This window comes from Selenomonas sp. KH1T6 (assembly GCF_900108415.1).
GTDB classification, from domain to species: Bacteria; Bacillota; Negativicutes; order Selenomonadales; family Selenomonadaceae; genus Selenomonas_B; species Selenomonas_B ruminantium_A.
This window is the reverse complement of the sequence record NZ_FNWN01000007.1, coordinates 1-13378: the sequence shown is the minus strand read 5'-3', so window position 1 is coordinate 13378 and position 13378 is coordinate 1. Positions and strand designations below refer to the sequence as shown.

Sequence of the window (13378 nt, the reverse complement as noted above, 5' to 3'; positions counted from 1 at the left end):
GAGGGATTTTGTTAAACATTTTTTACTTCAGCTTAGCCAGGTCAGCGATACGTGCTTCCACAGACTTCATCTTTTCCTCATAGCCGGCGAGCTTTTCCTTCTCCCCTGCTACTACCTGCTCAGGAGCCTTGGAGAGGAACCCCGGGTTGGACAGCTTGCCGCTAAGGCGCTTGATCTCCTTCTGCAGTTTCTCCTGTTCCTTCTGGAGACGGGCGGTTTCCTTCTCCACATCAATCAGGCCCTTCAGCGGCAGGAAAATCTCCACGCCGCTTACCACACCTGCCATGGCGTTCTCGGGCTTTTCAGCTCCGGCAGGCAGGATGGTGATGGGCTCGGAGGAGGCCAGCTTGTCAAGGTAAGCCTGGTTCTCCGTAAAGACAGCACGCAAAGCCTCGTCACCCACCAGGAGAATCAGTTCGCTCTTCTTGCTGGGAGCAGCCCCTACTTCTGCCCGCATATTGCGGACAGTCTTGATGGTCTCCATGATGGCGGTCATGCGGTCTTCAATGTCGCCACTGATATAGGCTTCGTCACCTTCCGGCCACTGGGCCACCATGATGCTCTGCAGCTCATCGCTGTGGGGCACCTTCTGCCAGATTTCCTCGGTAATGAAGGGCATGAAGGGATGCAGGAGGCGCAGGGTGCCCTCAAGCACATGACTCAGCACATAGAGGGCGGTATTCCTGGCCCGGACATTTTCCTTGTCATAGAGGCGGGCCTTGGTGAGCTCGATATACCAGTCACAGAACTCACTCCAGATGAACTCGTAAATCATGCGGCCTGCTTCGCCCAGCTCAAACTTGTCCAGATTCTCCGTCACATCGCGGACCGTACGGGCATAGCGGGAGAGAATCCAGCGGTCAGCCAGGGTGTAGTCAGTCTCCTCAGGCTTGAAGCTCCTGTCGAAGCCCTCCAAGTTCATGAGCATGTAACGGGAAGCGTTCCAAAGCTTGTTGGCAAAGTTGCGGGCAGATTCCACACGCTCATCGTAGAAGCGCATATCATTGCCCGGGGTATTGCCGGTAATCAGCATGAAGCGCAGGGAATCGGCGCCGTATTTCTCAATGACCTCCATGGGATCAATGCCATTGCCCAGGGACTTGCTCATCTTGCGGCCCTGGCTGTCACGCACCAGACCGTGGATGAACACATGGCGGAAGGGAATGTCCTTGCCGAACTCCAGACCCATCATGATCATGCGTGCCACCCAGAAGAAGATGATGTCATAGCCCGTGACAAGGGTTGCCGTGGGATAGAAATGCTTCAAGTCCTCGGTTTCTTCCGGCCAGCCAAAGGTCTCAAAGGGCCAGAGGCCGGAGCTGAACCAGGTGTCCAGCACATCCTCATCCTGGGTGATATTCTTGCTGTGGCAGTGGGGACACTCCGTAAGGTCAGTGCGGGAAACATGGGTCTTGCCGCAGTCTGCACAGTACCAGGCGGGAATGCGGTGGCCCCACCAAAGCTGGCGGGAAATGCACCAATCACGGATATTCTCCAGCCAGTTCTCATAGATTTTCGTGAAGCGGGCAGGCACGAACTCGATGCGGCCGTCACGTACAGCCTCGATTGCCGGCTTGGCCAGAGACTCCATCTTCACGAACCACTGCTTGGAAACCAGGGGCTCGATGGTGGAATGGCAGCGGGAGCAATGGCCTACTGCATGCTCATGCTCCTCCACGGAAACCAGCACGCCGGTTTCCTCCAGCTCCTTCACCAGAGCCTTGCGGCACTCATAGCGGTCCATACCGTTGTACTTGCCGGCACCTTCCAGCATGTGGCCGTCATTGCCGATGACCTTCACCTGCTCCAGGTTGTGGCGCAGGCCCATCTCAAAGTCGTTGGGGTCATGGGCAGGGGTCACCTTCACGGCGCCGGTACCGAACTCCTTGTCCACGTATTCATCGGCAAAGAGGGGGATGCGGCGGTTCACGATGGGCAGGATCAAGGTCTTGCCAATCAGGTGCTTGTAACGCTCATCCTCGGGATGCACAGCCACGCCGGTATCGCCGAACATGGTCTCGGGACGGGTGGTGGCAATCTCCACATATTCCTCCGTGCCCTCTACCTGATAGCGCAGGTGCCAGAGGTGGCCATTCTCCGTCTCATGCTCCACCTCGATATCGGAAATGGCGGTGTTGCAGGAGGGACACCAGTTGGTGATGCGGGTACCCTGATAGATAAGGCCCTTCTCGTAAAGGCTTACAAAGACCTCACGCACAGCCCTGGAGCAGCCCTCGTCCATGGTGAAGCGCTCACGGTCCCAGTCAAGGGAGGAACCCAGGGAGCGCAGCTGGGACATGATGCGGCTGCCAAACTTTTCCTTCCAGTCCCAGACCCGCTCCAGGAACTTCTCACGCCCCAGGTCATAGCGGCTCAGGCCCTCCTCACGGAGCGCCCCCTCCACCTTGGCCTGGGTTGCAATGCCTGCATGGTCGCAGCCAGGCATCCAAACAGTGTTGAAGCCCTGCATGCGATGGTAGCGGATAAGGATATCCTGCAGGGTGTTGTCCAGGGCATGGCCCATGTGCAGCTGGCCCGTGACATTCGGAGGCGGGATCACCATGCTGTAAGGCTTCTTGCTCTTGTCCACCTCAGCGTGGAAGAACTTATTCTCCTCCCAGAACTGATACCATTTCTTCTCAAAGGACTGGGGGTCATAAACCTTGGGAATGTTGTTTTCCTGCTCCAAAACTTCGCTCATCTTTATCCTCCTACTCGCGGAACTATCCGCCACAAACTAAAAAAGCGCCCCCGCCCCAAAGGACGAAAGCGCGCACTTTCGTGGTACCACCAATGTTCCCGGGGAATCCCCGGCTCAAAGCCTTAACGCAGCCATACGTCCGCACTTACTCAAAGTTCAGCCCGGAAGCTCGGAAGCGACCTTCAAGCCCGCCGCACAGAAACTTCCACCAGCCGTTTCCTCTCTATAGTGCGAAGAGAGCCCTACTCCTCTCCGTCATCGCCTTGCTATTCATTTGACATGGCATTGATTCTATCACAAAATCCCCGCCTTGACAATGATTTTTAGGACCTCACACACCTGTCTCCTCCAAAACTCCCAGCTTTTCCAGCTCTTCCTTGATGGCCTCCAGCGCCTCTTCGTCCGGCACTCTCACCGTGTGCACATGGATTCCTCCGGTGACTATGGAAATAGGAGCCGCCTCACACTTCTGCATCTTCGTGAGGAAGTTCTTCACATCGCGCCTGCTGGTAAGAAGCAAGTCTGCCTTCAAGGGACCATAGACAGGATGCTCCACAATCACATCCAGCACCTCGCCCCCGTTATCCACGAAGGCCAACAGTTCCTGCTCCATCTCGTCCCTGTTGTGGCGGCAGATAAAGCTGACCAGAAGCCCCTCTGTCCCCTCACTTTCGGGTACAAAATATCCTCTGGGCGTGGCGTAGATTTTCTCCCCCTCTGCCCGGAGGATGCTGATATCCCCCACGATAATCTGGCGGCTAACCCCAAATTCCCGCGCCAGCTTCGTGCCGGAAAGAGGAGACTTGGCGTTCTTCAACCGCGCCAAAACCGCCGCCCTGCGTTCCTCTGTAGTCACATTCCATCCCCTGCCTAATCTGTTATTTACATAAATTATATACACATACAAACAGGCAGGCAAGCCCTAAGCTCACCTGCCCGTATTGGATAGGTCAGCCTGTCGCTCATCTCACTGCATGATTCCAGATTTCCCCCAAATATTTTTTTAGCTTTAGCAGGATTTCAGGCAGATATATAGAAAAAATATTATGTGAGTATTGTGACATTTTAGAAGGAGGTATTTTCTATGAAGTCACTCACTTTAAGGCTCCTGGCTGTGATGGCGCTGGCACTAATCTGGGCCATCGCGCTTCCCCAGGGAGCAGAAGCAAAACCACAGATCAAATTCACCATCGAACATGTCTATCTGCACACCGCGGGAGAGGCGGAGATTGTCGGTTACTTTGAGAACTCCGGGGATCAGGGAGCTTACGTCAAATGGACGGATCTCGACCTCACGCTCACTGCCGACAACGGACAGGAGATGTGGTCTGATTATGGCATTCGCCATTATGTGGAAGACATTTACGTTCCCGCAGGCGAATACATAGCGTACACCTACTACGTGCAGCATCCGGATATCCCTGAATATCACGGGAAATATCGTTATCGCTACCACACCAACACCCATTGGGAAAAAGCTGCCGGCTAAGGGAAAGGAATGCAGAAGATGAAAAAGACATTTTCAGGCAAAAAATTCCTCCTGGCCCTGGCCTTGGGCACAACCTGCCTGCTAGGCGGGAATCTGGCTGAAGCTGGTGCGAATGCGCCTTCTGTCCCCGCTTCTGTGCAGGAGGTCAATTCCCAAAGCCTCGACTCGGCTTTCCTGCAGGGCATTTATGGCAAATGGCAGGAAGAAGGAGTGCTTGATGCCCGCACCCTTATCATAAATGCCGATGGCACCTATGAGCTGGCCTATCGGGGCGGCGGCGTAAGCCATGGGACGGTGAAGGTATCCATGGATGAGCACCCCGATGGCTCGAAATCCTGCTGGTACAATTTTTATGAAGAAGATGGCACCCTGTGGATGGGGGCCGAAAGAGATGGCGAATATCCGGTGCAAACTGACTTGTATTCCGGGCATGATGGTGCCATGCACTTTGTCCGGCAGGAAAATGGCTGCCACGATACAGGCACAGGAGTGCACCCGGAGGACTATTCAGGCATATGGGCTTGCGGCAGGTGCAGTATGACCATCACGCCTGAGGGAAACGGCTACCTGGCAGAAATACAGTGGGCCAGCAGCGCTGCCGAAGGCTCGCGCTGGATCTTCCCCTGTACCTATGACAGCTACAGCGCCCAGCTTTTCTGCAACGGCAGGGGCAAGCGCATTGACTATGTGTGCGATGAGACTGGCACATGCAAGAATAAGATCATCTATCAGAACGGAAGCAGCACCTTTACCATGCGTGAGGGCGTGCTGTTCTGGCAGTCACCAGAGGAACCCAACTACACAGATATAGAGTTCAGACGGTAAACAGAGCAAGCGGAGCTGCTGCGCACATGATGCGCGGCAGCTCTTTTGACTGTGACTTACTTTGTGACTTACTTCCCCCAAAAGTCCCCTCCCACCTACGTCCCGAAACACCAAAAAACGGCCGCATGAGCAGTACGGCCGCCTTTTGGCTGTGTATTGTATTTAGGAGAGCTTAACGAAAGCCTATAGATAATATAGCATAGATGATAATCATTTTCAATACCTAAATGAAAAATATTTTCAAATGAGCATATTCACTGTCATATTGCTCTGTTCCGCAGGCGTGGGTGCCCTGTCCGGCAGCTTAGCCATACGCTCTTTAGCCAGCTCTAAAAGCTTCTTTGCCTTCGCCACCTCAGCCTCGTCACACATATTCTGCTTCAGTCCGTCCTCCACCTGCTGCAGATCTTCCTCCAGCAGGGCAATCACAGATTGCATATCCTCCTTTGTAGCGGCTGCTGCAATCTGGCGACGGCGTTTATCCTCGTTTATGGAGACGGTGCTCTTGGTGGACTCCAATGTCACTTCCCCATTTTCGTCAATGGTAATCTGCATTCCCTGGAAGCCCACCTCATCCTTGCGCTTGGCATAGCTTTCGCCTGCCGCTTTCAGTATATCGAACAATCTGTTCCTGCTTTCTTCATCTGTCAGACACTTCTGCAAGAACTTGCCGGAGATGCTGGCCATGCCGCCCTTGACGATGTCATAGTTTCCCTGCAAATACTTATACAATTCGTCCTTGTTGGCAAAACCGGAGCTATTATCAGCTTTTGCACTCTGCACCACCTTGTCCCTGACATCGCTCCCCTGCCTTTGCAAAGCCGCTAGCAGCCCCTTCGGCTCCTCGTCCGCCTTGGCAACTTGCTCCTTGCTCTTCTCCAATAGTTCCTGCCTGACCTTAGCCAAGGATTTTTTCTTCTGCTTTGGCTTACCCAGCATTTCCTCCCACCAGTTCTTCTTCTCTGAGCGTTTGAGGTGCGACTGATGGCGCTGGCTGCCATCGTTGCTTTCAGAAATACCCCAGCCGCGCAGACCGCCGTTGTCATCAATGATGAAGCCGTGGGATTTCATCTTCCTGCCCGGCATAATCCCGCTGTTGACGTCCGTATGGGCCACATCATAGATCAGGGCTTCATACTCCATACGCTTCTCCGGGTCCTGCTCCATCTGCTTGAGGATTTTGGGTGAGATGGACAGGTTGTTTGTCCCCGTGCCAGAGAACGGCCCTGTCCCCACGGTGATATTGAGACCGGGATATTTTTCCTTCAGCTCTTTCAGTCCCCCCTTCTCCTCCTTGTCTTCCTCTTTCTCCGCCCTGCGCGCCTTGGCAAATTCGTACGCCGCCTCAGACACATAGCTAGCTCCTACTTTCACAGGCATTTTCCTTACCTCCTTGTGCTGACGAACTCCTCTTTCCCTGTATATCGACCTGCAAACGCTGTTCTTAATAGGATTGGCGCGAACGGTTATATTTGCGGTGCGAACAGCATTGGAAGCAAGGAAGCTATGTGCTATGCTATAGCAAAGCGAGGTCTTAGCTATGACGAAACAAAACCTGCAATACTTCCTGCCTCCCCTCATCCTTATTATCCTGCTCTTTGCCATTGACATATCCTATCTCAGCCCCATAAACCCACAACCAGCTGCATCGTTCCCCCCTTTCCACACCAAAGACTTGAACGGGCAGGAGTTTGACGAAAGCATTTTCCACGGTCACCTCACCCTTGTATGCCTTTGGGTAACCAAAGACAATTCCTCTGCTAAAATTCTTGAAGCCCTGGCAGAATGGCAACGACCAGAAGGAAATTCTATTCAACTCCTCGGAATTGCAGGGGACCTCAAGGACGATGCCCCTGTCGAAAAGATTGTGCAAGCCAGGAGCATAACTCGCAGCCTGCCCTCAAACTTTCCCCAGCTTTTAACCAATGACAGCCTGTTCCCCTTCCTCTCTACCATTACCAAAGCCCCCACCTTCATATTTGTAAACGAGCAGGGGCAAATCACAGGCCAACCCATTGCTGGCTGGGAAATGGACCTTATAAAAAAAGAAGCCCGCCGAATCTTGTCGGCAGACTCCCCAGAAACCCAACAGAAAAATCATTTGCAATCTCAGTTGTTGCACTGACTAAATGTAACCATAACATACTGAGGACATAAGTAAAGTTAGACAATTTCTACTTGTACATCATCGTAATACACAAACATTTTATCATGTGTCAAAAAGCACATCCCCTCTGCCTTAGCTTGTGCAAGTAAAATTCTGTCAAAGGGATCTTTATGACGTGGTGCATCGTCCGCACGGTGCAAACCTTCCATAGCCACAATGTGATTATTTTGCAAAGGCAGGTTACGCACTGGTGATTTTTCCAAATACCCCAATATATCATTTGCATCATTGGGTATGACATCTGGGTGCAGTTTATGTTTGATTGCAATTTCCCAAAGAGAAACCGTACTATAATAAAGCACATGATTATCGTTTTCTATAATCTCTCTTGCTCTCGCAGTCAGCTCTCTTTGATTCATCAGTGCCCAAAGTATAATATGTGTATCTAGCAAATATCTCATAACGACTCACCATAAAATAAATGTTCAATCTCATCATTGCAAAAATCAATGTCTGCAGGGCAATTTAGTTTCCCCTCTGCCAATCCAATAAGTGGCTGCTTTTCGCCAAAAACAGCAGATGTTTCCGATGCTTCATATGGCACTAACTCTGCAATAGGTTTCCCTTTACGCGATATAAGTATATTTTTCCCAGAAATACGCAACATGTCCAGCAGTTCCGGCAAACTGGACATTTCATCTATAATTATGGCATGACCAGACATTCCTGCTACCTCCATTCCTCAACGACCTCTTGCTTCGTTTCTAAAACATAATTTCGCCACCACACAGCATAAGTCCTTTTAAATTCTCAATTGTACTTATGATAGAGCATGACGGTGAGGCAAAACTTCTGCCTGCCGTCTTTTTCGCTTGTCTCAATATCCACGGTGCCCTGGTACTTCCCAGCACAACGGGCGATATTGGCAAGGCCAAGCCCATGATTTTGCCTGTCCTCCTTGCTGGTGGAAGGAAGTTCGCCTCCCTCCTGCCATTGCAGGCTGCCTGCGTAATCGTTAATAACCTCAAGGAAATACAAATTGCCCCGCAGGTATGAGCGCACATCTATCGCGCCGCCAGAAACTTTTTCACAGGCCTCAATGGCGTTTTGCAAGGCATTGTTCAGCATGACGCTTATATCGTAAACGTCAAAGCTGCCTTCCCTGGGATAATGGAAATCAGCAGAGAAGCCTATGCCCCTTTTCTCCGCCTGTTGCCTGGCCTGATGGAGAATGATATCCGTCAGGGCGTGGCCTGTCTTGTCTGCAAAATCCAGCCTCGCCACGGTGCTGGCCATGCCTGAAAGATATGGCTCCAATTCCCTGCCGCCCTCCGGCAAATGGCGTTCCACATAGTCAGCCAGGTTTGCAATATGCCCCCGCAGGTCATGGCGCAGGCCACGGATATCTCCGTAGATTTCCTCCAGCTCATGCACCTGCCTGTGTACGTCTGCCACGCCTTTTTCCAATAGCAGCCGCTTCTGCTCCTCTTCTTTGGACTGCACCAGTCCCCGGAAAAGAATCACCGCCGATACCACCAAGCCCAGAAGCAGCAGGCTCACCACCGGCAATAACACGAGGATTTCCGGCGCCCTGTCGTAAATCAGCATGAGTGCGCTGTTATCCACAGAAAAGGCCATGACCCGCAAAGTCAGGTCTATCACCAATGCTGTGGCGCAGGGAATCAGCAGGAAGAAACTCTCCTGGCCTTTCAGCTTATAATCCATAGGGACATTCCCCACAATAAGCCGCAGGTACAGGGCCAGCAGCCCCAGCTGCACCAGACGGCAGAACGTGAGTAGCACAAAGACCGACACCCGGTTCAGCATGGCCAGATTTGCCACTAGCCAATCAGCAGGCACAATCCCCCGGTTCAGGCTTTCTTCCACCAGATACAGCCACAGGGGATTCCACCAGTCGAAAAGCACATGAGCCAAAGGACTGACGGTAAAGCGCAGTATACCCCAGCCCGCCCAGAAGCTGGCCAAGACAAAGATCTGCCTGGTCATGTCCTTCTCAAAGAAACACCTCTGCAGAAGGACCATAAGCAAGGTCCCTGCCAAAAGCCCCAGCATGCTGCCGTAAATGCCCTGCTGCAGTTCCGGCAAGGCAAATTCCATGCCCCTGGATGCAAGCTGCTGTCCCAGGACGAAAACTGCCAGCCAAAGGCCCATGGCCCGCCCCCGCCTGTCGGCCTGCAAAGGCAGGAATTTTTCCGTATAGCGGAACGCCAAAAAGCCGGAGACCAGGCTGACCATGACCTCCAGCAGATAATCCTCAAACACTCACCATTCCCCCTCCCCTGGCATAGCGGAGATACTCCTTCACAAAAGCCCCGTACCGCTTGTGGGCCAGCATGACCGCCTCTCTCCCTGCCACCTGGATTTCCCTCTGGTTGTAAGCAGTGATTTTGGCCATGTTCACGATGAAGCAGCGATGGCAGCGGTAAAAGCCCGTCCCCAGCCTTTCCTCAAACTCCTCCATGGTGCCCTGAGCCGAAAAGGCGCCTCCCTCCGTGTGGAAAATGACATTCTTGTTATTGCTCTCCACAAAGCGGATATCCCGCAAGAGCACCTTGCGGCTCTCCATTTCCCCCTCCCGGTCCCGCACCTTCAGCAGCACGTAGTCTTCCCCCTGCTGATGCAGGAATTCCGCTTCCCGGCAGGCTTTTTCCAACACTTGCGCAAATTTTTCTCTGTCGATGGGCTTCACGAGATAATGGAGAGCCTGCACATCAAAGGCCGCCTCCATATAATCCCTGTAACCCGTGACAAAGATTATGATATGGCGCCGCCCCTGCTCCTGTACCCGCAGACGGCGAGCCAGTTCCATGCCTCCGACGCCCTTGATGTCCAGGAAATATATATCAAAATCCTCGCACAAGGCCAATAGTTCCTCTGCCGAGGCAAAGGTCTGTACCCTTGTCCCGGGCTTTTGCCTGATAATCAGGTCTTTCAGGCAGTCCCCTGACTCCCTGCTGCTGTCGCAAACGGCTATCTTTATGTTCACATTCAAGTCTCCCTTGCCTATTATGCCAATTTACATTTTAGTCACAAAGGAAGATAAGATTCAATAGGCAGGGAGCCAACAACCCCATTTGAGGTGCGAATGGCAAATCACTTCTGCATACAAGAAAAAAGCCACCCGAAGGTGGCTTGTGCATTCAATGGTGACCCACCACGGAATCGAACCGTGAACCTACTGATTAAGAGTCAGTTGCTCTGCCAGTTGAGCTAGTGAGTCGATATGGTGACGCCAATGGGATTCGAACCCATGAACCCGCCGTGAAAGGGCGGTGTCTTAACCGCTTGACGATGGCGCCATTGGCTCCTCGAGCAGGATTCGAACCTGCGACAGCCTGATTAACAGTCAGGTGCTCTACCGGCTGAGCTATCGAGGAATGTCATGGCGTCGCGCTTTTGTTTTTGCGCTGTGCCTTAACAACATAGATTATTATACACAGGTCTTCCCCATTCGTCAACACCTTTTTGAAACTTTTTTTGAAAAAATTTCAAAGGGGCTCTTCAGTCCTGCTCGTTGAGCTTCTTATCCGCATACTGCAAGAGGATATGGCCACTCTTCCTGTTGGTCGCCAGAGGGATATTGTGCACATCGCAGAGCCTGAGCAGCGCATTGATATCCGGTTCATGAGGCTGAGAGGTCAAAGGATCCCTCATGAAAATCACATAATGCACCTTCTCCGTAGCCACCAAAGCGCCAATCTGCTGGTCGCCTCCCAGAGGACCGGACATCATGGTTTCCACCTCCAGCCCCAGCTTCTCCTTGAGCAGCGTCCCCGTGGTGCGGGTAGCCACCAGATGGAACTTGGACAGAAGTTCCCGATGATTGGAAGCAAAGTCCAGCATTTCTTCCTTCTTCTTGTCATGGGCAATCAAAGCAATGGTTTCCATAGGCTCGACCTCTTTCCATTATTCAGGTGAATTTCCTTACCTTCCCCATTATAAGGCCATTGTTCCAGTTTTGTCGATAGACCAACAGTCCTACAGCTGGCGCAGGACTTCTCAGCCACAGTGCCTGCCCAGGCAGCAGCGTTATTGTCATATAAGGAAATTTATGGTAGATTGATTGTAAGATATTTTTTCAAACCACTATTGCCACAACTCTATGAGCAGGGAGGAATCAGCATGAAACTGGCCTTTATCGGAACGGGAAAGATTATACATGATGCTCTGGGCGCCGTGAAAGACGAAGCGCAGATAGAAAAGGCCGCTATCTTCGCCCGGCCCCACAGCCTGGAGAAAGCCCAGACCCTTGCCAAGGAGCATGGCATCGCAGAGGTGTGGACGGACTATGATGAGCTGCTGGAAAAGACCCAGGCAGACACGGTCTACATCGGCCTCATCAACAGCGCCCATTATCCCTATGCCAAGAAAGCTCTCCAGCAGGGCAAGCATGTCATTCTGGAAAAGCCCTTCACACCCTTCCTGGAGGAAGCCGAGGAGCTGCTGCGCCTTGCCGAGGAAAAGGACCTCTGCATCTTCGAGGCCATCACGGTACTGCACAGCGACATGATCAGGGAGATGGAGAAAAACCTGCCCAAACTGGGCAAGCTCCGCATGGCTCTCTGCAACTACTCCCAGTATTCCAGCCGCTACGACGATTACCGCCAGGGCAAGGCCGCCCACGCCTTCGACCCTGCATACTACGGCGGCGCCCTTTACGACATCAATGTGTATAACCTTCACTACTGCGCCACACTCCTGGGCAGCCCCAAGGAAGTATCCTACCATGCCAATCTGGGCTTCAACGGCATTGACACCTCCGGCACCCTCGTCCTCACCTACCCCGGCTTCTGCGCCGTCTGCACGGGCGCAAAGGACTCAGACAGCCCCTGCTATATCCAGATTCAAGGCGAAGATGGCTGGATGCGCCTGGAGGGCAAACCAAATTCCCCCAACAAGCTGGTGACGGTCTATGTGAATAAAGAAGACAGCACCCTCACCAAAGATGCCTCAGGAGCCATGGTGCGCTCCACCCTCACCGAAACCTACGAACCCCAGCCCGTCCCCCACAGGATGACCCCGGAGTTCCGTGACTTTGCCGCCATCATAGACGGAAAGACCCCCAAGCACCGCAAGGAGTACAAAAAACTGAGCGAAGAAACTCTAGAAGTAGTCCGCGTCCTGGAACTGGCCAGGAAAAGCGCCGGCATAAAGTTCCCGGAGACTCCGGCAGACTGATAAAACAACAAAAAGCAAAAATAGCCCGCCAGGCTCAATACCTGACGGGCTGCTTCTTTTTTCACACATACTCAATGGCTATAGGCAGCAGTTCTCTCATATCAACTATTATTTTTAATCCACTCGTCCAAAAACCGCATCTGTTCTTCCGTATGAAACCAATGCTCTCCATCTTCCATGACGGTCAGCTCCGCATTATGAGCATCTATGAATTCCTGCATCGTCTTTAACGATGTCAAATTATCCTTCTGACCGTATAATACCTTTGTCGGCACCTCCCATTTTAGGGGATGGTTTCTGACATAAGCAAGATAGTGCCATGACAGGTCTTCACCAAATTCCGTATGTATAGTCCCCTTCTCGTTCAGTTCCTCCTCAGTGACGCCTGACCATGCCATCATATCCAATATCAGCTTTTCCATATCCACAATGGGCGAAATGAAATATGCCCTTTGAATCAGTTCATCAATCTTAGCATTCATGCTGAAAAATGCACCTATACTGTTGGCAATCAACCAGACATGGCTTGACCTCTCCCTCAGGCCTTCTATAGCAGCCTTGATTTCCTTTCCCGTTTCCCAGGGAGAGCATGTCTGGTAATCCAAGCCAATGACTTCATCAGCAGGAAACAGTCTTTGATAGTGCTCAGCTTCCTGAGCAGTACCTCCCTTTCCATGGACATATAATATTTTGGCTCAGTAAATTTTCTTGTGGGATTTAATACCTCACAGAGCTTGCCTTTAGGATATTCCTCTGCCCATTGCGGCTCATGTCCAGCAGCTTGAGGAAGAAATATTCATCATCTGGAAGCCCGTAGCACATACGACGCAGAGTCTTAATCTTGTTGTTTATGCCCTCCATCTTGCCAGAGGCTATGGGAATGCTGGCATGTGAGATAATTCCCTCGATGTGGCTGTCAAGCAGTTTAGCAAACCATAGTAAATGGCTGTTCCTGGTGTGCTTGCAGTAATTGCTCATTCGTTCCACCACCTCCCTCATGGCGTTTTCATCCCGTTGTATGTAGGCATCATCCAGCATATCCCGCACAATCTCCACG

At 52.1% G+C, this 13378-nt stretch carries 14 protein-coding genes, 3 tRNA genes and 1 other annotated feature; of the genes, 4 read left to right on the top strand and 13 right to left on the bottom strand.

All coding sequences use genetic code 11. From position 1 onward, the window contains the following. Positions 1-22: 22 nt before the first annotated feature. Both BLW59_RS06365 and BLW59_RS06360 read right to left on the bottom strand, forming a co-directional pair. On the bottom strand, positions 23-2701 hold the full coding sequence (locus BLW59_RS06365) for a valine--tRNA ligase (protein WP_074697113.1): 2679 nt from the start codon (positions 2699-2701) through the stop codon (positions 23-25). Between the two features lie 55 nt (positions 2702-2756). After that, positions 2757-2969 (bottom strand) — a binding site (T-box leader). A gap of 63 nt (positions 2970-3032) precedes the next feature. Continuing rightward, on the bottom strand, positions 3033-3557 hold the full coding sequence (locus BLW59_RS06360; RefSeq protein WP_074697111.1) for a transcription repressor NadR: 525 nt from the start codon (positions 3555-3557) through the stop codon (positions 3033-3035). 228 nt (positions 3558-3785) lie between these two features. Between BLW59_RS06360 and BLW59_RS06355 the strand changes: the two genes are divergently transcribed. Continuing rightward, positions 3786-4190 carry a hypothetical protein gene (locus BLW59_RS06355; protein ID WP_074697109.1) on the top strand — a complete coding sequence of 135 codons (405 nt, stop codon included), beginning with the start codon at positions 3786-3788 and terminating at the stop codon, positions 4188-4190. An 18-nt stretch (positions 4191-4208) separates the two neighbouring features. After that, positions 4209-5015, top strand: a complete 807-nt coding sequence (locus tag BLW59_RS06350; RefSeq protein ID WP_074697107.1) for a hypothetical protein — start codon at positions 4209-4211, stop codon at positions 5013-5015. A gap of 240 nt (positions 5016-5255) precedes the next feature. Here BLW59_RS06350 and BLW59_RS06345 read toward each other — a convergent pair whose 3' ends face one another. Further along, positions 5256-6395, bottom strand: a complete 1140-nt coding sequence (locus BLW59_RS06345; protein WP_074697105.1) for a DUF6033 family protein — start codon at positions 6393-6395, stop codon at positions 5256-5258. Positions 6396-6555: 160 nt separating this feature from the next. On the opposite strand from BLW59_RS06345, the gene BLW59_RS06340 reads away from it, so the two are divergent. Then, positions 6556-7140 carry a TlpA family protein disulfide reductase gene (locus tag BLW59_RS06340; protein ID WP_074697103.1) on the top strand — a complete coding sequence of 195 codons (585 nt, stop codon included), beginning with the start codon at positions 6556-6558 and terminating at the stop codon, positions 7138-7140. A 38-nt stretch (positions 7141-7178) separates the two neighbouring features. On the opposite strand, the gene BLW59_RS06335 is transcribed toward BLW59_RS06340, so the two are convergent. The 8 genes from BLW59_RS06335 to BLW59_RS06300 all read right to left on the bottom strand — a co-directional run bounded on the left by BLW59_RS06335 (position 7179) and on the right by BLW59_RS06300 (position 11031). Further along, positions 7179-7583 carry a type II toxin-antitoxin system VapC family toxin gene (locus tag BLW59_RS06335; RefSeq protein WP_074697101.1) on the bottom strand — a complete coding sequence of 135 codons (405 nt, stop codon included), beginning with the start codon at positions 7581-7583 and terminating at the stop codon, positions 7179-7181. Then, positions 7580-7861, bottom strand: coding sequence for a hypothetical protein (locus BLW59_RS06330; protein ID WP_139283572.1), 282 nt, complete (start codon positions 7859-7861; stop codon positions 7580-7582). The genes BLW59_RS06335 and BLW59_RS06330 overlap by 4 nt, the downstream gene beginning before the upstream one ends. Positions 7862-7932: 71 nt before the next feature. After that, on the bottom strand, positions 7933-9405 hold the full coding sequence (locus BLW59_RS06325; protein WP_074697097.1) for a GHKL domain-containing protein: 1473 nt from the start codon (positions 9403-9405) through the stop codon (positions 7933-7935). Beyond that, a complete protein-coding gene (locus BLW59_RS06320; protein WP_139283571.1) occupies positions 9398-10129 on the bottom strand; it encodes a LytR/AlgR family response regulator transcription factor in 732 nt (243 codons plus the stop codon). The genes BLW59_RS06325 and BLW59_RS06320 overlap by 8 nt, the downstream gene beginning before the upstream one ends. 158 nt (positions 10130-10287) lie before the next feature. After that, positions 10288-10363, bottom strand: a tRNA-Lys gene (locus BLW59_RS06315). Between the two features lie 4 nt (positions 10364-10367). Then, a tRNA-Glu gene (locus BLW59_RS06310) sits at positions 10368-10442 on the bottom strand. Positions 10443-10444: 2 nt separating this feature from the next. After that, positions 10445-10520: transfer RNA gene (locus BLW59_RS06305), tRNA-Asn, on the bottom strand. 124 nt (positions 10521-10644) lie between these two features. After that, on the bottom strand, positions 10645-11031 hold the full coding sequence (locus tag BLW59_RS06300) for a methylglyoxal synthase (protein ID WP_074697095.1): 387 nt from the start codon (positions 11029-11031) through the stop codon (positions 10645-10647). 234 nt (positions 11032-11265) lie between these two features. Between BLW59_RS06300 and BLW59_RS06295 the strand changes: the two genes are divergently transcribed. Then, positions 11266-12321: a Gfo/Idh/MocA family protein gene (locus BLW59_RS06295; RefSeq protein WP_074697093.1), complete on the top strand. Its 1056-nt coding sequence runs from the start codon at positions 11266-11268 to the stop codon at positions 12319-12321. 101 nt (positions 12322-12422) lie between these two features. Here the strand turns inward: BLW59_RS06295 and BLW59_RS06290 are convergent, their stop codons facing one another. Then, on the bottom strand, positions 12423-12926 hold the full coding sequence (locus tag BLW59_RS06290) for an alpha/beta hydrolase (protein WP_318258379.1): 504 nt from the start codon (positions 12924-12926) through the stop codon (positions 12423-12425). Positions 12927-13038: 112 nt separating this feature from the next. Beyond that, a partial coding sequence (locus BLW59_RS06285; RefSeq protein ID WP_175463368.1) for a transposase occupies positions 13039-13378 on the bottom strand: 340 nt, incomplete at its 5' end.

Coding starts and splice junctions, on each gene's coding strand:
- BLW59_RS06365 (WP_074697113.1), bottom strand. CDS start 2,701: ATGAGCGAAGTTTTGGAGCAGGAAAACAACATTCCCAAGGTTTATGAC.
- BLW59_RS06355 (WP_074697109.1), top strand. CDS start 3,786: ATGAAGTCACTCACTTTAAGGCTCCTGGCTGTGATGGCGCTGGCACTA.
- BLW59_RS06350 (WP_074697107.1), top strand. CDS start 4,209: ATGAAAAAGACATTTTCAGGCAAAAAATTCCTCCTGGCCCTGGCCTTG.
- BLW59_RS06345 (WP_074697105.1), bottom strand. CDS start 6,395: ATGCCTGTGAAAGTAGGAGCTAGCTATGTGTCTGAGGCGGCGTACGAA.
- BLW59_RS06340 (WP_074697103.1), top strand. CDS start 6,556: ATGACGAAACAAAACCTGCAATACTTCCTGCCTCCCCTCATCCTTATT.
- BLW59_RS06335 (WP_074697101.1), bottom strand. CDS start 7,583: ATGAGATATTTGCTAGATACACATATTATACTTTGGGCACTGATGAAT.
- BLW59_RS06330 (WP_139283572.1), bottom strand. CDS start 7,861: ATGGAGGTAGCAGGAATGTCTGGTCATGCCATAATTATAGATGAAATG.
- BLW59_RS06300 (WP_074697095.1), bottom strand. CDS start 11,031: ATGGAAACCATTGCTTTGATTGCCCATGACAAGAAGAAGGAAGAAATG.
- BLW59_RS06295 (WP_074697093.1), top strand. CDS start 11,266: ATGAAACTGGCCTTTATCGGAACGGGAAAGATTATACATGATGCTCTG.